Source organism: Brevundimonas sp. SS2672 (assembly GCF_059579685.1).
This window is the reverse complement of the sequence record NZ_CM184201.1, coordinates 1152838-1179371: the sequence shown is the minus strand read 5'-3', so window position 1 is coordinate 1179371 and position 26534 is coordinate 1152838. Positions and strand designations below refer to the sequence as shown.

29 protein-coding genes and 1 tRNA gene are annotated in these 26534 nt (G+C 66.3%); 9 read left to right on the top strand and 21 right to left on the bottom strand.

The annotated features are described in order from the left end of the window. Positions 1 to 67 precede the first annotated feature (67 nt). Positions 68 to 595, bottom strand: a complete 528-nt coding sequence (locus AC52GN_RS05960; protein WP_496528495.1) for a YceD family protein — start codon at positions 593 to 595, stop codon at positions 68 to 70. Next, a complete protein-coding gene (locus AC52GN_RS05955; protein ID WP_291782330.1) occupies positions 592 to 1119 on the bottom strand; it encodes a ubiquinol-cytochrome C chaperone family protein in 528 nt (175 codons plus the stop codon). The genes AC52GN_RS05960 and AC52GN_RS05955 overlap by 4 nt, the downstream gene beginning before the upstream one ends. Before the next feature lie 90 nt (positions 1120 to 1209). Between AC52GN_RS05955 and AC52GN_RS05950 the strand changes: the two genes are divergently transcribed. After that, complete coding sequence (locus AC52GN_RS05950; RefSeq protein WP_291782332.1) at positions 1210 to 1689, top strand: outer membrane protein assembly factor BamE; 480 nt, start codon at positions 1210 to 1212, stop codon at positions 1687 to 1689. Between the two features lie 116 nt (positions 1690 to 1805). On the opposite strand, the gene AC52GN_RS05945 is transcribed toward AC52GN_RS05950, so the two are convergent. The 17 genes from AC52GN_RS05945 to gor all read right to left on the bottom strand — a co-directional run bounded on the left by AC52GN_RS05945 (position 1806) and on the right by gor (position 17487). Further along, entirely contained in the window at positions 1806 to 3956 is a 2151-nt protein-coding gene (locus AC52GN_RS05945; protein WP_496528494.1) for a sodium-translocating pyrophosphatase, read from the bottom strand. A gap of 174 nt (positions 3957 to 4130) precedes the next feature. Beyond that, on the bottom strand, positions 4131 to 4553 hold the full coding sequence (locus AC52GN_RS05940) for a hypothetical protein (protein WP_346487639.1): 423 nt from the start codon (positions 4551 to 4553) through the stop codon (positions 4131 to 4133). Between the two features lie 40 nt (positions 4554 to 4593). Next, on the bottom strand, positions 4594 to 5583 hold the full coding sequence (gene thiL / locus AC52GN_RS05935; RefSeq protein ID WP_496528493.1) for a thiamine-phosphate kinase: 990 nt from the start codon (positions 5581 to 5583) through the stop codon (positions 4594 to 4596). Further along, the gene (nusB, locus tag AC52GN_RS05930) at positions 5570 to 6106 is read right to left on the bottom strand and encodes a transcription antitermination factor NusB (RefSeq protein ID WP_422388293.1); all 537 of its coding nucleotides are present in this window, start codon (positions 6104 to 6106) and stop codon (positions 5570 to 5572) included. Before nusB ends, thiL begins: the two co-directional genes overlap by 14 nt. Continuing rightward, complete coding sequence (gene ribH, locus AC52GN_RS05925; protein WP_496528492.1) at positions 6103 to 6564, bottom strand: 6,7-dimethyl-8-ribityllumazine synthase; 462 nt, start codon at positions 6562 to 6564, stop codon at positions 6103 to 6105. Before ribH ends, nusB begins: the two co-directional genes overlap by 4 nt. After that, the gene (gene ribB, locus AC52GN_RS05920) at positions 6561 to 7697 is read right to left on the bottom strand and encodes a 3,4-dihydroxy-2-butanone-4-phosphate synthase (RefSeq protein ID WP_496528491.1); all 1137 of its coding nucleotides are present in this window, start codon (positions 7695 to 7697) and stop codon (positions 6561 to 6563) included. The genes ribH and ribB overlap by 4 nt, the downstream gene beginning before the upstream one ends. After that, positions 7694 to 8284 (bottom strand): riboflavin synthase, encoded by a 591-nt coding sequence (locus AC52GN_RS05915; RefSeq protein WP_496528490.1) that lies wholly within the window; start codon positions 8282 to 8284, stop codon positions 7694 to 7696. The genes ribB and AC52GN_RS05915 overlap by 4 nt, the downstream gene beginning before the upstream one ends. Positions 8285 to 8361: 77 nt before the next feature. Beyond that, positions 8362 to 8988, bottom strand: coding sequence for a RibD family protein (locus AC52GN_RS05910; RefSeq protein ID WP_496528489.1), 627 nt, complete (start codon positions 8986 to 8988; stop codon positions 8362 to 8364). Beyond that, entirely contained in the window at positions 8988 to 9461 is a 474-nt protein-coding gene (gene nrdR / locus AC52GN_RS05905; protein ID WP_024352817.1) for a transcriptional regulator NrdR, read from the bottom strand. Before nrdR ends, AC52GN_RS05910 begins: the two co-directional genes overlap by 1 nt. A 12-nt stretch (positions 9462 to 9473) precedes the next feature. Further along, the gene (glyA, locus tag AC52GN_RS05900; RefSeq protein ID WP_496528488.1) at positions 9474 to 10757 is read right to left on the bottom strand and encodes a serine hydroxymethyltransferase; all 1284 of its coding nucleotides are present in this window, start codon (positions 10755 to 10757) and stop codon (positions 9474 to 9476) included. Between the two features lie 140 nt (positions 10758 to 10897). After that, the gene (locus AC52GN_RS05895) at positions 10898 to 11434 is read right to left on the bottom strand and encodes a hypothetical protein (protein ID WP_312054398.1); all 537 of its coding nucleotides are present in this window, start codon (positions 11432 to 11434) and stop codon (positions 10898 to 10900) included. 111 nt (positions 11435 to 11545) lie between these two features. Next, positions 11546 to 11731, bottom strand: coding sequence for a DUF6898 family protein (locus tag AC52GN_RS05890; protein WP_496528487.1), 186 nt, complete (start codon positions 11729 to 11731; stop codon positions 11546 to 11548). Beyond that, positions 11728 to 12954: a 5-aminolevulinate synthase gene (gene hemA, locus AC52GN_RS05885; RefSeq protein WP_496528486.1), complete on the bottom strand. Its 1227-nt coding sequence runs from the start codon at positions 12952 to 12954 to the stop codon at positions 11728 to 11730. The genes AC52GN_RS05890 and hemA overlap by 4 nt, the downstream gene beginning before the upstream one ends. Positions 12955 to 13050: 96 nt before the next feature. After that, a complete protein-coding gene (locus AC52GN_RS05880; RefSeq protein WP_496528485.1) occupies positions 13051 to 14286 on the bottom strand; it encodes an exo-alpha-sialidase in 1236 nt (411 codons plus the stop codon). After that, positions 14283 to 15182 carry a 3-hydroxyisobutyrate dehydrogenase gene (gene mmsB / locus AC52GN_RS05875; RefSeq protein WP_496528484.1) on the bottom strand — a complete coding sequence of 300 codons (900 nt, stop codon included), beginning with the start codon at positions 15180 to 15182 and terminating at the stop codon, positions 14283 to 14285. The genes AC52GN_RS05880 and mmsB overlap by 4 nt, the downstream gene beginning before the upstream one ends. Positions 15183 to 15265: 83 nt before the next feature. Then, positions 15266 to 16009 carry a class I SAM-dependent methyltransferase gene (locus AC52GN_RS05870; RefSeq protein ID WP_343829243.1) on the bottom strand — a complete coding sequence of 248 codons (744 nt, stop codon included), beginning with the start codon at positions 16007 to 16009 and terminating at the stop codon, positions 15266 to 15268. A 92-nt stretch (positions 16010 to 16101) separates the two neighbouring features. Further along, entirely contained in the window at positions 16102 to 17487 is a 1386-nt protein-coding gene (gene gor, locus AC52GN_RS05865) for a glutathione-disulfide reductase (RefSeq protein WP_496528483.1), read from the bottom strand. Positions 17488 to 17709: 222 nt separating this feature from the next. Between gor and AC52GN_RS05860 the strand changes: the two genes are divergently transcribed. Beyond that, entirely contained in the window at positions 17710 to 18660 is a 951-nt protein-coding gene (locus tag AC52GN_RS05860) for a hypothetical protein (RefSeq protein WP_496528482.1), read from the top strand. Here AC52GN_RS05860 and rpiA read toward each other — a convergent pair. Further along, positions 18650 to 19333 (bottom strand): ribose-5-phosphate isomerase RpiA, encoded by a 684-nt coding sequence (gene rpiA / locus AC52GN_RS05855; protein WP_496528481.1) that lies wholly within the window; start codon positions 19331 to 19333, stop codon positions 18650 to 18652. The genes AC52GN_RS05860 and rpiA overlap by 11 nt on opposite strands. After that, positions 19330 to 20685 carry a bifunctional UDP-N-acetylglucosamine diphosphorylase/glucosamine-1-phosphate N-acetyltransferase GlmU gene (gene glmU, locus AC52GN_RS05850; protein WP_496528480.1) on the bottom strand — a complete coding sequence of 452 codons (1356 nt, stop codon included), beginning with the start codon at positions 20683 to 20685 and terminating at the stop codon, positions 19330 to 19332. Before glmU ends, rpiA begins: the two co-directional genes overlap by 4 nt. Positions 20686 to 20760: 75 nt before the next feature. On the opposite strand from glmU, the gene AC52GN_RS05845 reads away from it, so the two are divergent. The 7 genes from AC52GN_RS05845 to AC52GN_RS05815 all read left to right on the top strand — a co-directional run bounded on the left by AC52GN_RS05845 (position 20761) and on the right by AC52GN_RS05815 (position 26526). After that, the gene (locus tag AC52GN_RS05845) at positions 20761 to 21450 is read left to right on the top strand and encodes an HAD-IA family hydrolase (RefSeq protein WP_496528479.1); all 690 of its coding nucleotides are present in this window, start codon (positions 20761 to 20763) and stop codon (positions 21448 to 21450) included. Positions 21451 to 21512: 62 nt separating this feature from the next. Continuing rightward, entirely contained in the window at positions 21513 to 21845 is a 333-nt protein-coding gene (locus AC52GN_RS05840) for a DUF2834 domain-containing protein (RefSeq protein WP_346487627.1), read from the top strand. Between the two features lie 102 nt (positions 21846 to 21947). After that, positions 21948 to 23237 carry a dicarboxylate/amino acid:cation symporter gene (locus AC52GN_RS05835; RefSeq protein WP_496528478.1) on the top strand — a complete coding sequence of 430 codons (1290 nt, stop codon included), beginning with the start codon at positions 21948 to 21950 and terminating at the stop codon, positions 23235 to 23237. A gap of 104 nt (positions 23238 to 23341) precedes the next feature. Continuing rightward, positions 23342 to 23416 (top strand) — tRNA-Val (locus tag AC52GN_RS05830). Positions 23417 to 23974: 558 nt separating this feature from the next. Further along, positions 23975 to 25003 (top strand): UDP-glucuronic acid decarboxylase family protein, encoded by a 1029-nt coding sequence (locus AC52GN_RS05825; protein ID WP_312217755.1) that lies wholly within the window; start codon positions 23975 to 23977, stop codon positions 25001 to 25003. 78 nt (positions 25004 to 25081) lie between these two features. After that, entirely contained in the window at positions 25082 to 26053 is a 972-nt protein-coding gene (locus AC52GN_RS05820) for a glycosyltransferase family 2 protein (protein ID WP_496528773.1), read from the top strand. A 17-nt stretch (positions 26054 to 26070) separates the two neighbouring features. Further along, positions 26071 to 26526 carry a hypothetical protein gene (locus AC52GN_RS05815; RefSeq protein ID WP_496528477.1) on the top strand — a complete coding sequence of 152 codons (456 nt, stop codon included), beginning with the start codon at positions 26071 to 26073 and terminating at the stop codon, positions 26524 to 26526. Positions 26527 to 26534: the final 8 nt, after the last annotated feature.

Sequence of the window (26534 nt, the reverse complement as noted above, 5' to 3'; positions counted from 1 at the left end):
CGCTTCAATGTTAGGGCGTACAGACGCAAATGTCGCACCCTGTGGATGCAACCGGGGCGCCCTTAGGTCAACTCTTGTCGGAGTCGCCCGGCTTCAAGGTCCTCAGCACGCCGAAAGGGGAAATCTCGCCCGGCTCCGGCGGCTGCTCGAAGACGGCGCCTTCCTTGCGCGGGTAAGGGTCCAGATGCAGGGCCAACTGCTCGACGGCGTACTGGCCCAGGTCGATCTGGCCGTTCTCGACCACGTCGGGAGAATTGTCGTCCAGCTCCAGATCGATCTCGCCCTCTTCCGAAGGCGGCGTATCTAGGGCCTCTACCAGATTGATCTCGAACCGCTCGTCGATGTGGACCGGCAGGGGCTCCAGCGTCAGCACGCAGGATTGAACGGCGTCAGCCACGACTCGTCCCGTCAGGCGCCAGCCCGACACCGTGGCCGTCACTTCCAGATCCGCCTCGAAACGATTCAGCGACTTCAGGTTCAGCGCGCGCGCGATGCGCTGACGCGCTTCGGCGTCCGGCTCCAGTCGCCGGGACAGACCCGCGCCGATCTGATGCAGGCGGACGGGGTCGCTGTAAGGCAGGGCGGGAATCGTCATGCGACGATCATGGCCCAGTCCGGCGCCTTTTCCACGGCGGAAATAGGCTGACGCGCCAGGCGTTCGTGCGATTCCAGCGCATAGCGGGTCAGTTCAGCGCCGGCTGCGGGATCGTCGCTCTCGAACACATTGCGTGCGATCGAGGCCTGGAAGCCGTCACGGTCGCCATCGCGCAGCGCCTTCTCATAGGCGCTCATCCGGCCATAGAGAGCTTCGCCCAGCTTGCGCATCTTCTTGCCGACCGACACATCGCCGACGCCCAACTCGCGCAGCACATTGTCCAGGGCCGAGACATAGGTATCGAACATTTTCTGAGCCAGATCGGCCCCACGCTCGCCCTCGCCCTTCATCCGCACGAACAGCAGAAGGACATGCAGGGTGTAGAGTTCGAACCGCGCGTCGATTCGATCAGCCACCCCCAGGCGGGCGTAAAAATCGGGCTGGCGCGCCTGTTCCACGGCCAGGGCGTAAAGGCCCTGCGCCTGGCGCTCTTGCGTCTGTCGTCTGAAGAGTGTCTTGAACATAGGATTTCACGGCCCCTTTTCCGCCGCGCCGTTGCACTAGGACGCAGCGACGGTTAGGTCAAAGACCTTGTTCCTAGAGGCCCATCGCCGATGCCCCGTTTTACGTCGCTCATCATCGCCGCCTCGCTCGCCGCCGCTGCGGGCGCCTGCGCCCCCGTCGTCGCCACCCAGGGCTTCCAGGCCGTGGACGCCAAGCCTCAGGACGTCGAAGTGGGCGTCGACACCCGCGAGACCGTTCTGGCCAAGCTGGGCACGCCCTCCACGACCTCGACCTTCGAGAGCGACAACGTCTGGTATTACCTGACCCAGACGACGCAGCGCTACACCTACAACAAGCCTCAGGTGTCGCAGCGGACCGTCACGGAAATCACCTTCGCCGAGGGCGACGAAAAGGTCGCCAACGTGCGCACCCTGGGGCTGGAAGACGGCCGCCAGATCGCCATGGAGCGTCGCGAGACCCCGACCCGCGGACGCCAGCTGACCATCCTCGAACAGTTGCTCGGCAACGTCGGCCGCGGCCAACTGCCGCGTACCGAGGACGACGTCCCCGGCCAGCGCCGCCCGGACTAGGCGGCCCTGCAAACAGGCGCCCTCAAGCCGCGAACGACCGCGTCGCGAGCATAGGGCGCAAAGACAACGCCCCGGAGATCGCTCTCCGGGGCGTTTTCAGTTTCAGCAAAGCGCCGTCAGACGATCTTGCCGCTCGCCAGCACCGCCAGCAGCAGAAGCGCCACGATGTTGGTGATCTTGATCATCGGGTTCACCGCCGGGCCGGAGGTGTCCTTGTAGGGATCGCCCACGGTGTCGCCGGTGACGGCGGCCTTGTGCGCTTCAGAACCCTTGCCGTGGACGACGCCGTTCTTGTCGGTGAAACCTTCCTCGATCACCTTCTTGGCGTTGTCCCAGGCGCCGCCGCCCGAGGTCATCGAGATGGCGACGAACAGACCCGTCACGATCACCCCCATCAGCATGGCCCCCAGGGCGGCGAAGGCGTTGGCCTTGTCCGGCTGGATGAACAGGATGACGACGAACAGGACGATCGGCGACAGCACCGGCAGCAGCGACGGCACGATCATCTCGCGAATGGCCGCGCTGGTCAGAATGTCGACCGCCCGGCCGTATTCGGGCTTGGTCTGGAAGGTCATGATGCCTGGGTTCTCGCGGAACTGACGCCGAACCTCAGCCACCACGGCCTCGGCGGCGCGCCCCACGGCCGTCATCGACAGGCCGCCGAACAGGAAGGGCAGCAGCCCCCCGAACAGCAGGCCGACCACGACGTAGGGGTTGGACAGGTCGAAGGCGACGGCGCCCAGTCCGTGGAAGAAGCTGCCCGGCTGCGCCTCGGCAGCGAAGAACTTGAGGTCCTCCACATAGGCGGCGAACAGGACCAGCGCCCCCAGACCCGCCGAACCGATGGCGTAGCCCTTGGTCACGGCCTTGGTGGTGTTGCCCACGGCGTCCAGGGCGTCGGTCGAAACGCGGACCTCAGGCGGCAGACCCGCCATCTCGGCGATGCCGCCCGCGTTGTCCGTGACCGGACCGAAGGCGTCCAGCGCCACGATCATCCCCGCCACGCCCAGCATGGTGGTGGTGGCGATGGCGATGCCGAACAGACCCGCCAGTTGGAAGGCTGCGACGATGCCCACGATGATGGTCAGAGCCGGCAGCGCCGTGGCCTCCAGCGACATGGCCAACCCCTGGATCACATTGGTGCCGTGCCCTGAGACGGAGGCGTTGGCCACCGACTTCACCGGCCGGAAGCCCGTACCGGTGTAGTATTCGGTGATCACCACGATGGCCGCCGTGACCAGCAGGCCGACGACGCCCGCCCAGAACAGGTTCATCGGCTGGATCAGCAGCCCGCCCGAGGTTTCGACCGCCCCCGGCAGAAGCTGGTTGATCACCCACCAGACCGCGCCCAACGACAGGACGCCGGTGACGATCAGCCCCTGGTACAGGGCCCCCATGATGTTGCCGCTCTTGCCCAGACGGACGAAGAAGGTGCCGATGATCGAGGTCACGATGCAGACGCCGCAGATCGCCAGCGGCAGCAGCATCAGCACGTCCACATAGGGCTGGTTGCGGAAGAAGATGGCCGCCAGCACCATGGTCGCCACCGTGGTGACGGCATAGGTCTCGAACAGGTCGGCGGCCATGCCGGCGCAGTCGCCGACGTTGTCGCCCACATTGTCCGCGATGGTGGCGGCGTTGCGGGGGTCGTCCTCAGGGATGCCGGCCTCGACCTTGCCCACCATGTCGCCGCCGACGTCGGCCCCCTTGGTGAAGATGCCGCCGCCCAGTCGCGCGAAGATGGAGATCAGCGAGGCCCCGAAGCCCAGCGCCACCAGGCCGTCGATGACCTCGCGGCTGGTCGAGACGTGGCCCAGCCCCTGGGTCATGAAGGCGTAGTAGCCGGACACGCCCAGAAGCGCGCCGCCCGCCACGAACATGCCGGTGATGGCGCCCGAGCGGAAGGCCAGGTCCAGGCCCTTGGACAGGCTCTGCGACGCGGCCTGGGCCGTGCGGACGTTGGCGCGAACGGAGATCAGCATCCCCGCATAGCCCGCCGCGCCCGACAGGACCGCGCCGATCAGGAAGCCCAGCGCCGCCCATGTTCCGATAAGAAAAAAGGCCGCGACCAAGATCACGACCCCTACAATGCCAATCGTTGTGTACTGACGCTTCAGATAGGCGGATGCCCCTTCCTGGATCGCCGCGGCGATCTCACGCATCCGTTCATTACCACTGTCGGCCTTCATCAGGACGGCGGTCTGGACGGTGCCGTAAAGCACCCCCAGAGCGCCGGCCGCGATGACCAGCCAAAGATATGACGTCATGGCGTTTCCAAGCCCTATGCAACTAGACGCGCGGATCCATGGGCTGCGCTACGGGCGTTGTCGCCTCTCGGCCGCCTTCCGGTCCCCCCGTGCGCTTACGGACGCAAATTCACGCCCCTCGGGAATTGCGGCTAAATCGTGCCAAAAGCAGAGCCGTGGCGCAACAGCGCTCTTCTAGACGGCGCGAACGGTCGTGCGGCGGCGCGCGGCCTGGCTGACGACCTCGACACGGGCGATCGCGCCCTTGCCGATCAGGGCGTCGGCCGAGCGGATCAGGCTGGCGCTCAGGGCCTCGGGGTCCACCTGGTTCCAGTCGTTGGCCAGGACGAAGGGCGTGCGGTGCCCGGCGCGGACCAGGGCGTCGCGCAGATAGGGCTCCTTGGCCCTCACCGCATCCAGGGCGTGGCCCTGGCCCAGATGCAGCTTCAGCACCACGAAGATGTAGTTTCGGACGCGACCGCCCACGATGATCGGCAGGCCCACCCCGGTCAGGTTGAAGCTCGCCGGCTGGGCGGGCGTTTCCGCCGACGGCGAAGCGAGCGCCGACCCCGACAGGGCGGCGCCGGCGACGGCGAGGATCAGGGCGCGGCGGTTCATGGCGGCAGTCTGGCCTGGTCCCGTTAGGATTCCGTTGCCCTCAGCCGTGGGTCCAACCGGTGCGGGTCGGGGTGATGACCTGGCCCAGATAGCGCGCCGACAGCCCCCTGCCCTCGGTTACTCGGCCGACGCAGGTCAGGCGCAGATGGCGGCGCTCGGCCTCGCGGCGCAGGGCGTTCTCGGCGCCCGCCGGGACGGTCAGCAGGATCTCATAGTCGTCGCCGCCGCTGGCCAGCAGCTCCAGCGCCGCCTGCGGGTCGACCCGTCCCTCGAACCAGGCCTGGGCCGCCGCCGACAGGGGCAGAACCTCCAGATCAAGCTCAAGGCTGACGCCGCTGGCCTCGGCGATATGGGCGGCGTCGGCCAGCAGGCCGTCAGAGACGTCGGCGCTGGCCGTCGCCAGGCCCAGGACGACGGGTGCGAACTCCACGCGCGGCATGGGGGTGCGATAGGCCGCCTCCAGCGCGTCCATGCGTTCGGGCTCCAGGCTCAGGGTCGCCTGGGCGGCCTGAAGGCCCAGCCAGCCGTCGCCGATCGTGCCGGTGACGAAGACCAGATCGCCCGGCCGCGCGCCCGCCCGGCTGACCGCCGCCCCCGCCGGCGCCCAGCCCAGCAGGGTGGCGGAGAAGCTAGCCGGTCCCGGCGTCTTCACCGTGTCGCCGCCCAGCAGGGAAATGTCGAAAATGGCCTGATCGCGCCGCAGTCCGGCGACAAAGGCCTCGCGTTCCGGCCAGCCGCAGCGTTCGGACCAGTGGCAGGCCAGCAGATAGCCGAACGGCTCGGCCCCCTTGGCCGCCAGATCGGACAGGTTCACGCGAAGCAGCTTCTGCGCCACCGTATCCAGCGGGTCGTCGGGCAGGAAGTGGACGCCCTCGACGATCGCATCCTTGGTAAGGATGAGGTCGTGTCCCGGACGCGAGGGCAGCGCGGCCACGTCGTCGGCCAGCCCCCTCGCCCATTCCGGGTGCGCCAGCGGCTTTAGCAGCCGCTGGATGGTCTCGAATTCACCCGCGACGTCAATCGCGGGCATCGCGCGCCACGCCGTCCAGCGCCGCGTTCACGAACTTCGCCTCCGCATCGTCGAAGAAGGCCTTGGCCAGTTCGACGTACTCGTCGATCACGATCTCACGCGGGACGTCGGGCTTGTGCTTCAGCTCCCACGCGCCGCAGCGCAGCAGGGCGCGCAGGGTGGCGTCCAGACGCTCCATCCGCCAATTGGAGGCCAGACGCGCCTTGACCGCCTCGTCGATGGCCCGCTGATCCTCGACCACGCCGTGGACGATGTCGGAGAACCAGTCCTCGTCCGCCTCGGCCAGGGGGGCGCCGTCGATGTCGGCGTCGAAGCGGTGATTGCGGAACTCGCGCACGACGCTTTCGACGCCCTCGCCCGCCAGCTCCATCTGATACAGGGCCTGGACGGCGGCCAGGCGGGCGACCGTGCGGGCGCGGCGCTGGCGGCTGGTCAGTTGCGGTTCGGCGCGGGCCTTCTCGGCCTCGGCCAGCTGGGCCATGACTTCGGCGACGGTCGCCGGGGCGCTGGTCGGTTCGGTCACGAGGTCAGCCCCCCGCGCAGGCGCTTGCGGATGGCGATCAGGTCCAGGCAGGCGCGGGCCGCGAAGCCGCCCTTGTCGCCCTCGCTGAGACGGGCGCGGGTCCAGGCCTGCTCCTCGTCCTCGGTCGTCAGGATGCCGTTGCCGATGGCCACGCCCTTCAGGCCCAGATTGCGGATGCCGGCGGCCGACTGATCCGAGACGATCTCGAAATGGTAGGTCTCGCCGCGGATCACGCAGCCCAGGGCGACGTAGCCGTCATAACGCGGGGCGGTCGGATAGCGCCCGGCCTCTTCGGCCATGGCGATCACGGTCGGCACTTCCAGCGCGCCGGGCACGGTCACGACGTCATACTGGACGCCTTGCGCGCGCAGGGCGTCCTTCGCCCCTTCCAGAAGGGCGTCGGCCAGTTCGTCGTAGAAGCGCGCCTCGACGATGAGGACGCGAGTGGGTTCGTTCAAGATTGGTCTTCTCCGTCCATGTCGCGCCAACCGGCGATACGCAGGCCGTAGCCTTCCAGCGCCGTCGGATTGGGTCGCGTCGAACTCATCACGATCATGTCTTTGACGCCGAGGTCGAGCAGAATCTGCGCCCCGACGCCATAGGCTTTCAGCGAACGATCCACGGCCGCGGGCTTGGCGACGCCGCCCAGCCGCTCGGCCAGACCATGCAGGTCGGGATCACGCAGGAAGACGACGACGCCCGGCCCGTCCTGGGCCGCCAGCGCCTGCATCGCCTTCGGAATATAGTCCTGGCGGGCCTCGACGTGACCCAGCAGGTCGGCGGCGAAGTCGACCTGATGCATCCGCACGACGGTCGGCTTGGCCGGGTCGATGTCGCCGCGCACCAGGGCGACGTGCTCGGCGCCCTCGATGGTGTTGCGGTAGAGGATCAGCTTGAATTCGCCGCCGTGGACGCTCTCGAACGGCGTCTCCATCACGCGCTCGACAAAGCGTTCGGTGCGGCGGCGATAGGCGATCAGGTCGGCGATGGTGCCGATCTTCAGTCCGTGCAGCTGGGCGAAGGCGACCAGGTCGGGCATCCGCGCCATCGTCCCGTCGTCCTTGATGATCTCGCAGATCACCCCGGCCGGGATCAGGCCCGCCATGCGGCTGATGTCCACCGCCGCCTCGGTATGGCCGGTACGGACCAGGACGCCGCCGTCGCGCGCGACCAGCGGGAAGATGTGGCCCGGCGAGACGATGTCGTCGGCGGTGCGCGACGGATCGGCCGCCACCTGGACCGTATGGGCGCGATCGGCGGCCGAGATGCCGGTCGTGACGCCTTCCTTGGCCTCGATCGAGATGGTGAAGGCCGTGCCCATGCTCTCGCGGTTCTCGGCGGCCATCGGCGGCAGGCGCAGCTGCTTGGCGCGCTCGGACGTCAGGGCCAGACAGACCAGGCCCCGCGCATAGCGGATCATGAAGTTGATCTGGTCCGGCGTGGCGAACTGGGCCGGAATGACGATGTCGCCCTCGTTCTCGCGGTCCTCGGCGTCCACCAGGATGTAGGGGCGGCCGTTGCGGGCGTCCTCGATAATATCCTCGATCGAGCTGATCGGGCTGTCGGTGTTGTAGACGGCCAGTTTCATCATGCGGTCTCCTGCCACCGCGCGAGGTAACGCGCCAGCATGTCGATCTCCAGATTGACCTTTTCGCCGACCTTCAGGCCGCCGAGGGTGGTCGCATCCCACGTGTGCGGGATAATGTTCACGTCGAAGCGGCGCTCATGCACCCCATTCACCGTCAGGGAAACCCCATCGACCGTGATTGAGCCCTTTGGGGCGATGAATCTGTGCAGGGGCGCGGGCGCCTCGATCACGATGCGGTGCGACCCGCCTTCGGGCGTGATGGAGATCACCTCGCCCAGACCATCGACGTGGCCGGAAACGATGTGGCCGCCCAGTTCGTCGCCCAGTTTCGCCGCGCGCTCCAGATTGATCCGGCTGCCCTCGCTCCAGTCGCCCAGCTTGGTCTTGGACAGGGTCTCGCCCGAGACCTCGACGGCGAACCAGCCCTCCCCCTTCTCCGTCACGGTCAGGCAGCAGCCCGCGTGGCTGATGGAAGCGCCCAGGTCGATGGTCGCCGTGTCCCACACGGTTTCGACCTCATAGCGACGGTCGCGGTTGGTTTCACGGACGCTGCGGACGTGGCCGATGTCGGTGACGATGCCGGTGAACATGAAAGCTCCGGTCCCTTCGGACCCAAAAAACAGAGTCTAATTAGTCTAATTCGTCTGAAATCGCGCCTGAGGAGGCGTCAGGCGCGGGCGTAGCGTTCCCACAGATCGTCTCCGACAGGCTCGACGCCCAGACGACGGAACTTGGGGGCGTCGGCCAGCTTTGCAAGCGCCAGGGAGGCGACGCAGGGCCGCCCCTCCCCGCCCAGCAGGATCGGCGCACGGAACCACTCGATCCCGTCCACCGCCCCCGCCTGGATAAAGGAGGCGGCGACGCGGCCTCCGCCCTCGATCAGGATGGAGCCGACGTTGCGGGCGGCCAGGGCGTCGAGGACAGCGGAGATGGCCGGGCGGCCGTCGACGGCGGCGACGGCGCGGACTTCGGCATGACCGATGGGATGGGGCGCGGCGGTCGTCAGAATGAGAGTGTTTCCACCGGCGACCTTGGCCGTGCCCGGCGTGCGCAAGCGGCTGTCGAGGACAACCCGAAGAGGATGCCCTGCTTCATAGCCCTGAAGACGGACGGTCAGTTCGGGATCGTCGGCCAGCACCGTCTCGACGCCGACCAGGATGGCGTCATGCGTCGCGCGCAGGCGGTGGCCCTGAAGGCGCGCCTCCGGCCCGGTGATCCACTGGCTTTCGCCCGTGGCCGTGGCGATGCGGCCGTCCAGCGACGTGGCCAGCTTCAGGGTGACGCGAGGGCGCATCAGTCCTGGCCGGACTTGGTCTCGTCGAAACCCTCGTCGCCGAGGAATTTGGCGAAGTCGCTGGTGTGGCGGAAGTCCTTGTAGACCGAGGCGTAGCGAACGTAGGCGACCTCATCGACCGACTTCAGCGCCTTCATGATGAAGTCGCCGACGATGCTGGATGGGATCTCCGTCTCGCCCAGGCTTTCCAGCTGGCGCACGATGCGGCTGACCAGAAGCTCGACCTGATCCGGCTGCACTGGACGCTTGCGCAGAGCGATGCCCAGCGAGCGCTCCAGCTTGTCGCGGTCGAAGGGGGTGCGGCGGCCGTTCCGTTTCAGGATGACCAGTTCGCGCAGCTGCACCCGCTCGAAGGTGGTGAAGCGCCCGTTGCACTGCGGGCAGGACCGACGGCGCCGGATGGCCGCGCCGTCGTCAGACGGGCGGCTGTCCTTCACCTGGGTGTCGGCGTTTCCGCAGAAGGGGCACTTCATCCGATGGGTCCCTTAGCGATAGATCGGGAAGCGCGCAGTCAGTTCGCGCACCTGAGCCGCCACGCCCGCGACGACGGCCGGGTCGGCTTCATCGCCGCCGTTCATCGACGAGACGACATCGGCGATCCAGTGACCGATCTGCTTGAACTCTTCCTCGCCGAAGCCGCGCGTGGTGCCCGCCGGGGTGCCCAGACGGACGCCCGAGGTGACGGTGAAGGGCGCGGTGTCGAACGGCACGCCGTTCTTGTTGCAGGTCATCAGCGCCTTCTCGAGTTCATGCTCGGTGGCCTTGCCGGTCACGCCCTTGGGACGCAGGTCGACCAGCATCAGGTGGCTGTCGGTGCCGCCCGAGACGATGGCCAGGCCGCGTTCGACCAGAACGGCCGCCAGGGCCTGGGCGTTCTTCACGACCTGCTGGGCGTAGAGCTTGAACTCGGGCTTCAGCGCCTCGCCGAAGGCCACGGCCTTGGCGGCGATGACGTGCTCGAGCGGGCCGCCCTGCAGGCCGGGGAAGACGGCCGAGTTGATCTTCTTGCCCAGATCCAGGTCGTTGGACAGGATCATGCCGCCGCGCGGGCCGCGCAGGGTCTTGTGCGTCGTGGTGGTGACGACGTGGGCGTGCGGGATCGGATCGGGATAGGCGCCGCCCGCGATCAGGCCGGCATAGTGGGCCATGTCGACCATCAGATAGGCGCCGACAGAATCCGCGATTTCGCGGAAGCGCTTGAAGTCGATGTGGCGGCTGTAGGCCGAGGCGCCGGCCAGGATCAGCTTGGGCTTTTCCTTCTGCGCCATTTCAGCGACGTGGTCGTAATCAATGAGATGGTCGTCTTCATTCACCTTATAGGTGACCGGGCGGAACCACTTGCCCGACTGGTTGGCGGGCGAGCCGTGGGTCAGGTGGCCGCCGCAGGCCAGGTCCATGCCCAGGAAGGTGTCGCCCGGCTGCAGCAGGGAGAAGAAGACGGCCTGGTTGGCCTGCGCGCCCGAGTGCGGCTGGACGTTCACATAGGCGGCGCCGAACAGTTCCTTGGCGCGTTCGCGGGCCAGGTCCTCAGTGATGTCGACGAACTCACAACCGCCATAATAGCGACGGCCCGGATAGCCCTCGGCGTATTTGTTGGTCAGGACCGAGCCCTGCGCGTCCAGCACCGCCTGCGAGACGATGTTTTCCGAAGCGATCAGCTCGATCTGCTCCTTCTGGCGGCCAAGCTCGCCCTGGATGCCCTTGAAGATCGCCGGATCGGCGTCGGCGAGGCTCTTGGTGAAGTAGGAATCGTGCGTGAAGGCGGTCACAGGCGGCACCCCGAAGGCTGAAAGCGAAAACGGCGCCCCTATCTAGGCCGCCCCGCCCCGCACCACAACATATTGTGCCTGCCGCCTCTCTGACGACGGCGCAATCAAGCTGACGCTGAAGCGGCGGATAAGCCCAAATCCTAGCGCGCGGCTCGGGCCTTCGTCAGGAGCGTCGAAATATCCTGCGCCAAAGAGCGCGCTGTCTCGGACGTCAGTCCCCCCATCAAAACGATCGGCCGACTGTCTGATCGCAGCCGCACGCTGACCTGATAACTGACAAACGCCTGCGCGTTCTTCAGGTCAGCCACCGCTTTTCCCGTTTGACGAGAAGGCCCGGCATCATGATGAGACACCATGACTTCGACGACGTTCTCGATTTCATAGAGATAGCCGTTGGCGGCCACACCCGAGGCGCTGATCTTGATATCCTTGGGCGTGCGATGAGCGTTCTCAAATTCACAGCGCTTCTTGAGGTTGCGGCTCTGTATGATCCAGGCGATGCCCAGACCAATGAAGGCGATGCCGACGACGAAGATCAACAGGACGACGCCGACGCAGATCATCGCCACGCCGAGTGCGAAGATCTGACCCGCGCCCTTGTCGCCCGGATACGGCGCAGGCGTAACCGTAAAGACAGTGACCTCGCCCTGCTCCCGGCGATTGTAGAATGAACTCATACCCGCCCCCATCACGCCCCGACGCCGCCTAACGGCGATAGATGGGAAGATAAGGCGCCGATTGCATAATATAAAGCCCGCCTGACAGGAGGCGAGAAAGTCCGGCCAGCCCTAATCGGCCGACAGCGCTCGCTTCAGCTTGGCGATCGCCACACGCTCGACCGCACGTGGCTCGGCGGCTGGACCGATGGCGGAGACTTCGACGCCGGTGGCCGTGTGGACCGCCGAGCATTTCACATAGGAGCCGTTACGGATGAACTCGACGATGACTTCGCCGAGTTCGGGGTCAGCCGTCATGCGGCGACCGGACGACGCGCCACGTTGCAGTGCGACCAGAGCTTGTCCATCGCCTCGACCAGCTTGTCGATCATCGCGTCGTCATGATCCGGCGAAGGGGTGAAGCGCAGACGCTCGGTCCCCTTGGGCACGGTCGGATAGTTGATCGGCTGGACGTAGATGCCGTGCTCTTCCAGCAGCATGTCCGAGATCAGCTTGCAGTGGACCGGGTTGCCGACGTGCACCGGCACAATGTGGCTGACGCTGGGCAGGACAGGGATGCCCGCCTCGGACAGGCGCCGCTTCAGGGTCGCGGCGCGTTCCTGATGGGCGTCGCGCAGTTCGGGGTGCGCCTTCAGGTGGCGGACCGAGGCCAAGGCGCCGGCGGTCAGGGCCGGCGGCAGGCTGGTGGTGAAGATGAAGCCCGAGGCCCAGCTGCGCACCGCGTCCACGATCACGGCGTCGGCGGCGATGTAGCCTCCCATGACGCCGATGGCCTTGCCCAGGGTGCATTCGACGATGTCGATGCCGTCCAGAACGCCGTCGCGCTCGGCCACGCCCGCGCCGGTCGCGCCGTACAGGCCGACCGCGTGAACCTCGTCCAGATAGGTCAGGGCGCCGTATTTCTTGGCCAGGGCGATGGTGCCGGCGATGTCGGCGATGTCGCCGTCCATCGAATAGACGCTCTCGAAGGCGACCAGCTTGGGAGCATCGGCAGGCGCGGCGGCCAGCAGTTCCTCAAGGTGTTCGAGGTCGTTGTGGCGGAAGATGTGGCGTTCGCCGCCGCCGTTGCGGATGCCCGCGATCATGGAGGCGTGGTTCAGGGCGTCCGAGAAGGTGATCAGGCCCGGCAGGATCTTCTGCAGGGTCGACAGCGTCGCCTCATTGGCCACATAGCCCGAGGTGAACAACAGGGCCGCTTCCTTCTGGTGCCAGCTGGCCAGTTCGGCTTCCAGATCGACCGCCGAGCGCGTGGTGCCCGAGATGTTGCGCGTGCCCCCTGCCCCGGCGCCGGTCTTCTCGACCTCGGCCTGCATGGCATCGATCACCGCCGGATGCTGGCCCATGCCCAGGTAGTCGTTGGAGCACCAGACGACGACGTCCTGCTGCGTGCCGTCCTCGCGGCGGCGCACCGCCCGGGGAAACTGGCCGCGTACCCGCTTCAGATCGGCGAAGACGCGGTAACGACCCTCGCTGCGGACCTGCTCCACAGAGTTCTGAAAGGCGGACTTATAGTCGAACAAGGCGGCGCTTCTTTCGCTTATGCAGCTTTTGGAGCCTAATTGCGCGCGCCGCCCTGTCTTGTCCATGTCAGGAGCCGGACAAAACGTCCCAACCCCTTAATTGATAACGGTTCTCAGAACCTTCAGCGAGAGGTTTCGGCCAAGGTCTCGATCGGAATACGCGTCACCTGGACATCCTCCTTGTTGGTCGCATAGCCGACATAGAGCCATCCATTCCAGATGACGCTCTTGGGGTAGTGATAGCCGGGCCGCTTGTATTGTCCCTCGTAACGCAGCGGCTGGAGATCGCCCGCCCCGCGCAGGAGAAAGCTGCGGTCGAACAGCCGCCCGTCGGAGCTCAACGTCACGGCCAGGGGGATGCGCGGGCGGTCCGCGTTCGGCGCATTGACCAGATAGGCCGTCCCGTCCGGCAGGTTGCCCGCGCTCTGCTTGGCCCGCGAGATCCGGCATGTCGGTCAAGGCGGGCGTGGTCCAGGTCACGCCGCGATCACAGCTTTCCGACGCCAATTGGCGAAAGCTCAGTTCCTCGTCGCGGAAGACCATGACGGCGCAATCACCGCGCTGGAACAGGCTGGGTTCGATCTCGCGGCTGAGCTGCTTTTCGTGTTCGGCGGCCGCGCCGCTGACGTCGCGGGGCAGGTTCTGCATCCGTCCGGCGGTCCAGCCCGACACGCCCAGAGCGTCATCAGTGTAGAAGGGCGTGGCGATCATGCCCGGACGCCTGTGGAAGCCGGTCATCAGACGGCCGCCGATCAGGTGCGGGTCCTGCTCGATCACGCCCTCAACCGGCCCATCGACGCCCGTGACGCGGCGCGGCTCGCTCCAGGTCTCGCCGTCGCGGCTCAGGCGATATTCGGCATAGCCGCCCGCCCCGGATTGAAAGCCGTCGGGCCAGACGTTGGCATAGGTCACCAGGGTTTCGCCGTCCGTCCACCATCCGCCGCTGGAGCGCATCACCCCGCCCTCGCCCGCCTCGGCCAGGACGGCGGGCGCACGCCAGGATTCGCCGTCCTCGCTGACGCTCCAGGCGACCCAGGTATCGGGCGCATCCTCGTCCCGAGCCGAGCTTTGCCACTGGGCGTACAGCCGCCCCTTGAAGGGCGTCAGCACCACGCCGTTGCTGAACCGGTCGGTGTTCTCGCCTGGGGCGAAGACCGTGAACGTCTGGGCGCCCGGCGCCGGCTTCAACCCCAGGTCGGGCTTCCCTGCCTGGAACAGGCCCGGCGCGACCCGGTAAAGCGGATCGGCCGGAGCGGCGGCGATCAGACCCACCGCCGCCAGAGCAGCCAGAAGGCGAAGCCCGCCCTGACGCATCACTGGGCCAAAGTTCACTGGGCCAGGGTGTCGATACGGCCGCGCAGCATCTGGACCATGGCGGAGAAGTCCTTGCCGCCGTAGCCGAGACCGTTGAACAGGGCGTAGAGGGCTTCGGCCTGCGCCCCCAGCGGGGTCGTGGCGCCCGCCTTGGCGGCGGCGTCCTGCGCCAGCTTCAGATCCTTCAGCATCATGGCCGTGGCGAAGCCGCCTTCATAGTCGCGGTTCGACGGAGCGGTCGGCACCGGACCGGCCCAGGGGTAGTAGCTGGTCACGCTCCAGCACTGGCCGGACGACTTGGAGGCGATTTCGAAGAAGCGTTCCGGCTCCAGACCCAGCTTCTCGGCCAGGGCGATGGCTTCACAGGTGCCGATCATCGAAATGCCCAGCAGCATGTTGTTGCAGATCTTGGCCGCCTGCCCCGCGCCATGGTCGCCCGCGCGGATGGTGATGCGGCTCATCGGGTCCAGCGCCGGTTCGACACGGGCGAAGTCGGCCTCGTCGCAGCCGACCATGAAGGCCAGGGTGCCTGCGTCGGCGGCCGCAGTGCCGCCCGAGACGGGGGCATCGGCGAAGGCGTAGCCCGCCTCCTTGGCCAGAGCCGCCACCTTGCGCGCCGTCTCCACGTCGATGGTCGAGCAGTCCAGCAGAAGCGCGCTGGACGGCGCCGCGCCGATGATCTGTTCGGAATAGACGCTGAGCACGTGCAGCCCGGCGGGCAGCATGGTGATGACCACCTCGGCGTCCTTCACGGCCTCGGCGACCGAGGCGACGGTGCGGCATCCGGCCTCGGCGGCGCGTTCCAGCGCGGCGGGCGACAGGTCGAAGGCGGCCACGTCATGCCCGGCCTTGGCCTGATTGGCGGCCATGCCGCCGCCCATGTTGCCCAGGCCGATGAAGGCGATGCGAGTCATGTGTGCGTTTCCCTTATGGATTTTGGCCGAGGGTTAGCGCCGCCCGTCCCGCTTCGCCAGTCACCAATTCGAGACGGGGCGCCTCAGTTCGGCTTGCGGAAGCGATAGACGAATTGGTCGGTCTTGCCCCGGATCGCCTCGTCGAACACGTTCAGGCTGTGGTCGTCGGCCGTGTTGGCGACGGCCGTGCTTTCGCCGTCAAACACGAAGCCGGCGGCCTCGACCTCCTTGCGAAGCTGGGCGCCCTCGATGCGGTGCAGGGTCTCGACCACGGAGTTGGCGGCGCCGGGCGCGGCCTGGTGGTCGATGACGACATAGAGGCCGCCGGGCTTCAGCGCCTTGAAGATGTCGGCGTTCATCTTGGCCACGTCCACGTCGAAACGGGGGATGTGGAAGTCGTGATACTCTTGGCTCATGAAGACCAGATCCAGCGGCTGATCGAAGCTCATGGCGTCCAGGTCGCCGTTGACGCGGCTGACGTTGGGATAGGCGGCGACCAGGGCGTCGGCGCGCGGGTTCTCGCGCTCGGCCGTGCGGTTCGGCACGAAGGCGTAGACATGACCGCCCTCGCCCACGACCCGCGCGAACAGGCGGGTGAAGTAGCCGGCGCCGGGGCGGATGTCGGCGATCCGCTGGCCCGGCTTCACCTGGGCGAAGGCCAGCATCTCGGCCGGATGACGCAGGGGGTCGCGCTCGACCTCATCAGCTGGACGCAGGGCGTCGGCGACGGCGGCCTGATAGGCGGGCGTCGAAGCGTCCTGGGCGAGCGCCGGAGCGCCGCTCAGAAGAACGGCGGCGACGGCGGCGGCGAGCAGATACGGTTTCACGGCGAACTCCTTGATCTCTTGCTGCCCCGGTCGGGGCCCGGTCGGCATAAGGCGCGCGGATAAGGCGGCTGGCAAGCCGCCCCGTCTCAGGATCAACCGGCGGACATGGAGGCCGGCGTCTGCTTTTCCTTCAAGGTGACCAACTCCTCGGCCATGGTCGGATGGACGGCGCAGGTGGCGTCCCACTGAGCCTTGGTCAGGCCCGCCTTCACGGCGATGGCGGCCAGTTGGATCATCTCGGGGCTGTCGGGGCCGACGATGTGGCAGCCGACGACGCGCTGGCTCTCCGCATCGACCACCAGCTTCATCAGCACCCGCTCGTCCGAGCCGGTGAAGGCGTACTTCATCGGGCGGAAGCGGGTGACGTAGACGTCCACTTCGCCCGGACAGGCGTGGCGGGCCTCGGCCTCGGTCAGGCCGACCGTGCCGACCGGCGGCTGGCTGAAGACGGCGGTGGCGACGGCTTCATAGTCGAAGCTCTGCGGATTGTTCCTGTAGACCGTCTCATGGAAGGCCACGCCCTCGCGGATGGCGACGGGGGTCAGGTTCATCCGGTCGGTGACGTCGCCGATGGCCCAGATGTTGTCGACCGTGGTCTTCGAATACCGATCGACCTTGATGGCGTCGTTCTCGTTCAGCTCGACCCCTGCGGTCTCGAGGCCCAGGCCCTTGACGTGCGGCGTGCGGCCGGTGGCGAACATGACCACGTCGGTCTCGATCGTCATGCCGTTCTCGAGGTGGTTCACCAGGCCGGTCTCGGTCTTCTCGATCGAGGCGTGCTGGCAGCCCAGGATGACCTTGACGCCGCGCTTCTCGATCTCGCCCGCCAGATGGGCGCGCACGTCGTCGTCGAAGCCGCGCAGGATGTTCGGGCCACGATAGATCAGGGTCGTCTCGACGCCCAACCCCGCAAAGATGCCCGCGAACTCCACCGCGATGTAGCCGCCGCCCGCGATCAGAATGCGCTTGGGCAGTTCGGGCAGGTGGAAGGCCTCTTCCGACGTGATGGCGTGTTCGATGCCGGTCAGGCTTTCCGGCTTCCACGGGCGGCCGCCGGTGGCGATCAGGATCTTCTCGGCGGTGATGGTCTGGTCTTTTCCAACGATCTCGACGGTGTGGGCGTCTTTCAGGACAGCGCGACCGTGGACCAGGTCGACGCCCGCCTTGGCCAGGTTGGCGGCATAGATGCCCGACAGGCGGGCGATCTCGACATCCTTGGCCTGCAGAAAGGTCGGCCAGTCGAATTTCGCATTGTCAAAGGACCAGCCGTAGCCCTCGGCGATTTCCAGGGCGTGGCTGACTTCGGAGGCCATGACCATGAACTTCTTGGGCACGCAGCCGCGCACGACGCAGGTGCCGCCGACGCGGTACTCCTCGGCGATGGCGACCTTCTTGCCGCCCAGCGCCGTCAGCCGCGCCGCCCGCACCCCGCCCGAACCGGCGCCGATGACAAAGAGGTCGTAGTCGTATTGGGCCATCGGGGTCTCCGGCATCAGACTCGAAACTAGAGTCCAATTCGTCTGAATCGTCTGAAATCCGCCCGGCTGAGCCGCAGCGCTGTCCCGACTTAGGCGCCGGGGCGCGAGGGGGCAAGGCGTGAGGCGGCCCACGACAAAAGAAGCCTGAACCCTTCGCTCGATTTTGACAGGACGCCGTTCTGCAATACTATGGATTCTCGGCATAGGTCGTGAGGCAAGGTGATGATCGCAGCCCTTTTGGCTCTTGTGCTCAGCGTCGGCGCGCCGCCCGCTCAGGCAACGCAACCGGCTCCGACGAGCCATGAGGATCAGGCCGTTCGTCTGGAAGACATTCAGGTCTCTGGTCGACGTCTTGACGACCTGATCCAGAGCTTCGTCAGTGAGGTCGCAGCGCCCAATCACGGGCGCGGCATCGCCCGATGGGACCGCAGCGTCTGTGTGGGGGCCGTCAATCTGCGCCGCGAAGCTGCGCAGTATCTCGTGGACCGCGTTTCGACCGTGGCGGAAGACCTCGGCCTGAATGCAGGCGACCCCGGATGCACGCCGAACCTGCTTATCGTCGCAACCGCTGATGGCGACGCCTTTGCGAATGAACTGGTTGAACGGCGCCGTCGCGCCCTTCGCATGGGCGGCTCCGGCATGGACCGCGGCGCTGCTGCGTTGAGAGATTTCCAAGAAACCAGCCGCCCCGTCCGCTGGTGGCAGGTCAGCATGCCGGCCGATTCCGAAACGGGCCAGCGCGCGGTCCGCATTCCCGGAGAATGCGCGAACGCCTGCTCGGGGCCGATGGACTATGCTCCGACCATCAACGTATTCGCGGCTTCGCGGCTGACGACCCAGATTGTCGACAACATCTTCCGCGCCATCATCGTCGTCGATGTCAGCAAGACCGGCGCGGTCAATTCGGCGCAACTGGCGGATTACATCGCCATGGTGTCGCTGGCGCAGATCGACCCGACTGCGGACACCAGCGCCTATGCCTCGATCCTGAACGTCTTCAACGATCCGGGCAGCGCACCCTATCTGACTGAGTGGGACAAGGCGTATCTTGACGGGCTGTACGGCGCTCAGCGGGCCCGACAGGCCGTGCGAGCTGGCAAGTCAGAGATCCAGTCCTCGATCCGCCGCGCGCACGCCCGCCTTGCCGAAGAGGCCGCGCCGACTACGGATTGATCGTCTCGAATCCATCGTCCGTGCCGATGACGGCCAGGTCGGTGAGGTCGAGGAACAGGCCGTGTTCGACCACGCCGGTCAGGCTCTTGAGGTCGGCGGCGAGGCGGGCCGGGTCGGCAATCAGCCTGCAGGCGGCGTCATAGATCAGATTGCCGCCGTCGGTGCGGATCAGGCCGCGCTCGGCCTCGCGCACACGGGCGGGCGAGGCGATGTCGTGGTCGGCCAGAACGTCGGCGATGCGGTTGGCGGTCGTCTTGTGACCGAAGGCGACCACCTCGATCGGCAGGGGGAAGGTTCCCAGCGCGGGCACCACCTTGGCCGCGTCGGCGATGCAGATGCAGCGGGCCGACGCCTCCCACACCAGTTTCTCGCGCAGCAGGGCCGCGCCGCCGCCCTTGATGAGGGCCAGGCCGGGGCCGATCTCGTCGGCGCCGTCGACCGTCAGGTCAATCTTCGGCGTGTCTTCCAGCGTCGACAGGGGCAGGCCCAGTTCGCGCGCCAGATCGGCGGTGCGCTCGGACGTCGGGACGCAGCGCAGGTCCGGCAGGTTGCGGGCGGCCAGCGCCTTGACGAACCAGGCGGCGGTGGAGCCGGTGCCCAGGCCGACCACCATCCCAGCCTCGACGTATTGGGCGGCGGCTTCGCCGGCGTTCTTCTTCTGCAGGTCGCTCATTGGGATTTCGCCGCCTTCTTCGCGCGCATGGTTTCCATGAAGCGGGCGGCCCAGCCCGGCTTCGTCGTCTGCTGGCCGCGCGCCAGGGCCAGATCGCCAGGCGCGACATCCTTGGTCACCACAGAGCCGGAGCCGACCATGGAGCCAGCGCCGATGGCCACGGGGGCGACCAGCGAACTGTTCGAGCCGACGAAGGCCCCCTCGCCTACCGTGGTGCGGTGCTTGAAGAAGCCGTCGTAGTTGCAGAAGATCGTGCCCGCGCCGATGTTGGCCTTCGCCCCCACCTCGCCGTCACCGAGATAGGCTAGGTGGTTCGCCTTGGCGCCGGCGTCCATGCGGACGTTCTTGACCTCGACGAAGTTGCCGACCTTGACGCCCTGCCCCAGATCCGCGCCGGGGCGCAGGCGGGCGTAGGGGCCGACCTCGGCGCCGGTCGCGACCTTGGCGCCTTCGATGTGGCTGAAGCTGCGGATACGCGCGCCCTCGGCCACGACCGCGCCGGGACCGAAGACCACGAAGGGTTCGATGGTCGTGCCTGCGCCGATGTCCGTGTCCCAGGCGAAGTGGACGGTGTCCGGGGCGCTCATGGTCACGCCCTGCGCCAGGAAATGCTCGCGCTGGGTCTTCTGGAACAGGGCTTCGGCCTGAGCCAATTCGGATTGGGCGTTAACGCCCATGACCAAGTCCTCGGCGGCGAAGACGGCGCGGGTCGGGGCGCCGCGCTTGCGGGCCAGCTCAACCACGTCGGTCAGGTAGTATTCGCCCTTGGTGTTGTCGTTCGTGACCTCGGCCAGCAGATCGAAAAGCAGGCCGACCGGCGCGGCCATGACGCCGGAGTTGCAGGCCGTGATCGCAAGAACTTCAGCCGAAGCTTCCTTGGCCTCGGTGATGGCCAGCAGGGCGTCGCCGTCGAGGATCAGACGGCCGTAGGCGCCGGGATCGCGGGCCTCGAAGCCGATGACGGTGACGCCTTCGTGAGAGTCGGCGAAAACCGGCTCGATGTCGGCGGCCTTCAGCAAGGGCACGTCGCCATAGGTGACGACTACATGGCCGACGAAATCGCCCAGCGCGGCCTCGGCGGCGCGCACGGCGTGGCCCGTGCCCAGCGGCGGGTCCTGAACGGCGATGCTGTCGGCGCCGAGGCGCTTTTCAACGTGGGCGCGGACTTCCGGCGAGTGGGCGCCGACCACGACCACGATGCGCTCGCAGCCCAGGGCCTCGGCCGCGTCGATGGCGTGATCCAGCATGGCGCGCGCGCCGACCGGGTGCAGCACCTTTGGCAAGGGCGACTTCATGCGCGTGCCTTGCCCGGCGGCGAGGATGATGGCGGCGCGAGGGTGAGGTGCGGTCATGAATCGATCCGGCGGCTTGTCGTTGCCAGCGATCTAGCCCATTGCCGGGGTCTTCGCGAGCCGGGAGACAGATGAGTGAGCATTGAGCGCGACCTGGAAGGCTGGACCATCGCCTTCGACCTGGACGGAACGCTGGTGGATTCGGCGCCGGACCTGATCGGCACGCTGAACCGGATGCTGGCGGAGTATGAACTGCCGCCCGTGCCCATGTCCTCGACTCGGCATCTGGTCGGGCACGGCGCCATGGCCATGCTGCGCCACGGCTTCATGGAGGCAGGCGCCGTCTGGGACGAGGCCCACGCCCCCGGCCTGTTCGAGCGCTTCATCGACGTCTACCTGGCTCACATCGCCGACGAGAGCCGTCCGTTCGACGGCTGCGTCGCGGCGCTGGACCGGCTGAGCGCGCGCGGGGCGATCCTGTGCGTGGCGACCAACAAGCGCACGGACCTGTCGGTGGCGCTGATCGAAGCGTTGAACCTGACGCGCCACTTCGCCTTCATCGCCGGGCCAGATGCGGTGTCGGCGCGCAAGCCCAGCGGCGCGCACATCATCGAAGCGGTGCGCAAGGCGGGAGGCGATCCGGCGCGCTGCGTCATGGTCGGCGACAGCACGACGGACACCAGAGCGGCCAGGGACGCAGGCGTGCCCTGCATCACCGTCCGCTTCGGCTACAACGACGTGCCGCACGATGAACTGGGCGGCGATGTGATGATCGACCACTACGATGGTTTTGAAGAGGCGCTGGCCGGAGTGATGAGCGCCTGATTTCCTTACGGACAGCTTGAGCATAAAGGCGCATAGAAGCGGTCTGCAGCGAGGCAAAGCGCATGACCGCCAAGAATTTCTACCTGGCCATGGCCGTTGTGGGGACAGTGATTCCCTGGTTGTTCTTTGGGTCGTTCTTCGGGACACATGGGCCCGACATTCCGCTGTTTCTGCAGTCGCTGTTCGCAAACGGCGCCGCCGGCGGTTTTTCCGCTGATGTGCTGATCACAATCGTCATCTTCTGGGTGTGGTCATGGCGTGATGCGCGCGCGAACAAGGTCGGGCGATGGTGGCTGGTCCTTCCGGCCAGCTTCTTTGTCGGACTATCGCTGGCGCTGCCGCTCTATCTGCATCTGCGTGAACCGCCGCAACACACAGATCGTCAGAAAAACTAAAACACGCGACAGAACTTCTCAGCATCAATCGCGACCGCTACTGTTGCCGTCCGTGCGCCTGCGAAACACATAGATCGACCTGTTCCTCCTCCCTGGGTCGTCATGTTTCGTCGCTTCTTCGCCATTCCCCTGTGGCAGCGCACCGCCGCCGGGTTCGCCCTGGGCATCATCGCCGGCCTGATCCTGCGCGAGCAGGCGACGATCTGGCTGCAGCCGATCGGCGACGTCTATCTGAACCTGATCCGCATGGTGGTGGCGCCGCTGGTGCTGTTCACCATCGCCAGTTCGATCGCCAAGCTGGGCGAAGGGGTCGGCGCGGTGCGGCTGGGGGTGCGGACCATCGTCTGGTTCGCCATCACCTCCCTGCTGGCCGTGCTGGTCGGCTTTGCGTTCGGCCACATCATCAATCCGGGCGTCGGCCTGTCCAACCTGCCGCTGGGCGAGGTTAAGGCGCGCGAGATCCCGACGCCGTTGCAGGTGCTGCTGGGCGTCGTGCCGACCAACCCCTTCGCCTCGCTGGCCGAGGGCAAGGTGCTGCAGATCATCTTCTTCTCGGCGCTGGTGGGCGCAGCGCTGGTGGCGCTGGGCGACCGTGCGCAGAACGCACGCAGGCTGGTGGATGAGGGCGCAGCCCTGATCTTCCGTATCACCCGCTGGGTGATCCAGCTGACGCCGTTCGGGGTGTTCGGCCTGATCGGTTCGGTCGTCGGCGGTTACGGCTGGGAGGCGCTGCTGCCGCTGGGCAAGTTCATCTTCGCCATCTATGCGGCCTGCCTGTTCCACATCTTCGTCATCTATTCGGGCCTGCTGAAACTGCATGGGCTGAAGGTCGTCAGCTTCTTCCGCGGCGGCGCTGCGGCCATGCAGACGGCCTTCGCCACCTCGTCATCGCTGGGCACCCTGCCCGTCACCCTGCGTCAGACGGTCGAGCGGCTGGGCGTGCCGCAGGCCTATGCGTCCTTCGCCGTGCCTCTGGGCGCCAATGTGAAGATGGACGGTTGCGGCGCCATCTATCCGGCCATCGCCTCCATCTTCATCGCCCAGTATTTCCAGATCGACCTGACGCTGACGCAATATGTGCTGATCGGCCTGACGGCGGTGCTGGGGTCGCTGGGCACGGCGGGCGTGCCTGGGACCAGCATCGTCATGCTGACCCTGACGCTGTCGACGGCGGGGCTGCCGCTGGAAGGCGTCGGCTATATCATCGCCATCGACCGCATCATCGACATGATGCGCACCGCCACCAACGTGACCGGCCAGATGGTCGTGCCGGTCCTGGTCGCCAGGGAGGAAGGCATCCTGAACCAGGACATCTATGACGGCCATGTCGCCTGGCTGCCCGGCGATCCGGAGGACGAAACCCCGGAAGGCGCGCAGGCGGCAGGAATCTGAACAAGCAGCGCTGGTATTTGATGATTTGAGGCTTGCCGTCGTCGGAATCGCGGGCTATGTCCGCGCCTCCCGACGGCGCAGTCACTGACCGCCCCGTTCCAGGCGGACGCGTAGCTCAGCGGGAGAGCACCTCGTTCACACCGAGGGGGTCACAGGTTCAATCCCTGTCGCGTCCACCACTTTCTCACTCACGCTCAATTCGCTTTGCTCATCGCTCCGTAGGGGGCGGCGAACGATCGCCGGCGCCCAGTCGAGCGCTGCGTGGATGGTTCAAGGCGCAGCCTTTCACCTCCACCATTCTCTTCCTTGAATTCGAACCGCCAAGAGACGATGGCGTCGCCCTCGGCGTCGAACGACCTGGCGAACCCGCTTTCATCTGCGGAAGCGAGATGCGGGAAGGGCCTAGTATTTCCGACAAGATGACGCGGTGCCCTGGCGGATGATTACATAAGCCGCCTCAGGCGAGAGGCGTGAAGTCCCAGGCCCGGCGATCCCAACCGCTATCCAGCGTTCGTCGGGCCTGTCACCCTCGTTGAGCGCCGCCATTGCGGCCCTTTTTGGCCGATTCGGGCAGAAATTTGACGCATATGAGGCGATCAAATGGAACCCAATTCTTAATAAAAGGTTAACGCGGTTGTCGACGGCGTCGGGGGTCATACGATCTCCCCTGTCACGCGAATACAGTAAGCACGTAGCGTTGTTTCGCCAATTGTAAACAACCATCAAGGCTGAAGGCGATGACAGATGATCGCTTTTCTTATGCGACGCCTCGCGACGCCCAAACTGCAAAACGGATCGCAGTATCCGGCGGCGCCGGTTTCCTGGGGTCTCACCTGTGCGGACGACTGATCGACGCCGGCCACCATGTGACCTGTATCGATAATTTTCATACGGGCCGACACGCGAACGTCGCTCATCTGATGAGTTCGGATCGCTTCCATCTGGTGGCGCAGGACATCAATGAGCCGCTGGACGAGGCGCTGGGCCGCTTCGATCAGATCTACAACCTGGCCTGCCCCGCCTCCCCGGTTCATTATCAATATGATCGGGTGAAGACGGCCATGACCTGCTCGATCGGCACGCTGAACCTGCTGAAGCGGGCGGCGGCGGATGGGGCGCGGTTCTTTCAGGCCTCGACTTCGGAAATCTATGGCGATCCGGAAATCCACCCGCAGGTGGAGAGCTATCGCGGCAACGTCAACACGGTGGGACCGCGCTCTTGCTACGACGAGGGCAAGCGGTTCGCCGAGACCCTGGTGACGGACTTCGGGCAGCAGCACGGCCTGACCACGCGGATCGTGCGCATCTTCAACACCTACGGGCCGCGGATGCACCCGGACGACGGGCGGGTGGTGTCGAACTTCATCGTTCAGGCCCTGGCGGGGCGCGACATCACCATCTACGGCACAGGCGAGCAGACCCGGTCCTTCTGCTTCGTCGACGACCTGATCGAGGGCTTCATCCGCCTGATGGAGACGGACGAGGAGATCGACGGACCGGTCAACATCGGCAATCCGAACGAAATCACCGTCAACGACCTGGCTCGGCGGGTCATCGCCCTGTCCGGTTCAGGCTCGCGGCTGGTCTATCACCCGCTGCCGATCGACGATCCGCGCCGCCGCAAGCCGGACATCTCCAGGGCTCTGGCCCATCTGCGCTGGTCGCCTCTGGTGCCGCTGGAGGAAGGGCTGGAGCAGACCATCGCCTATTTCGCCGGCGAGCTGGAGGGCCAGCGTCTGGCCCAAAGCGGCGCGAGCGCATCCTGAGACGACAGCTGGATAATTCACCAACGGACCGAGCAACCACCACCGACTGATTGGGCAAATAACTGGGCGAGCGGCGTGATGAACACTCAAGATCCGAACTGGGCGACCCTGCTGGTCTGGCTGTTCGCCATTTCCCAGGTCCTGTATTTCGGCAGCTTCCTGCTGGAGATGTATTTCCGCTCGCTGCGCGTCGAGCGGGTGGACATGGACGAGCCCCTGCCGGCCAGCGAGGCCGATTATCCCTTCATCGTCCTACTCTACCCCGTGCTGCGGGAGCTGGAGAGCACCATGGAGACGACGTTCACGGCGCTGGCCAAGCTGGACTATCCGACCGATCGATATCGCGTCCTGGCCATTCCCAACAGCAACGACGCCGAGACCATCGCCAGCCTGAGACGGCTGACCGACGCCTATCCCTTCGTCGAGATCCTGGCGGTGCCGCCGACCACAGACCCTAGCTGGGACATGGTGTGGAACGCCTGGGACCGGAATCCCAAGGCCTACTGGTGGCACAGCGGCAAGCGCGCCGGGGTCAAGGATCTGCCGCCCAAGAAGACGCGGCAGCTGATCTACGCCACCTATCACGTGGCCGAGACCTACAGGGACAAGAGCGGGCTGACGATTGACTACATCGACGCCGACAGCTGCCCGCCGGCCGATCACTTCAAGGCCGCGGCCATCGGCCTGCGCCGGTTCGACGTGCTGCAGGCGCGCAATGTGGCGGGCAACCTGAACGCCAGTCTGGCCGCCGCCTTCCACGCCTTCGACCACATGACCTGGGACGGGGCCAAATACGGCCACCTGTCCGATCCGAAGCAGCCCTACTGGGTGCTGGGCAAGGGGCTGTTCTTCAAGGTGGACGACCTGATCGAACTGGGAAGCTTCCACCCCTGGATCGCCATCGAGGACCCGGAGGTGGGCCAGCGGTTCTGGAAGAACGGCCGGACGCTGGGCATCATCGAGGGCTCCCTGATCGAAGAGGTGCCCGAGACCTTCAGCGAGGAGTCACGCAGAGAAAGCGCTGGGTCGCCGGCTTCTTCCAGAGCCTGACGACGCCGCTGAAGGAGATGGACTTCAGCTTCGGCGAACGGGTCCGCGTCTGGATGAACTTCCTACCCTGCATGTCCATGTGGGTGAACACCCTGGGCATCCCCCTGGGCGTCTGGGCGGCCTGGCGGTTCTTTCAGGGCGCGGACTTCCTGCCGCTGTGGCTGGTGATCCTGTCGATCTTCAACATCGTCGCCTTCTCGATCCTGATGATCGGCCTCTACATCAAGACGTGGCGGCGGACCGACCTGGTGCTGGACGGCGCGGGCGCGCGCCTCGGCTACATGCTGATGGTCAATCCCATCTTCATCATGGTCTGGTGGTGCGTCTGGATCATCCCGCTGACGCTGGGCTTCGTCATGTATCTGCGGGACAGCGGCCTGGCCTGGCAGCGGACCGAGAAGATCGACGCCAACAACACCCTCGTCCGCACCAAGCTGGATGAGTTCGGCGCCCTTCGTCATCACCAGCACTAAGCAGACGA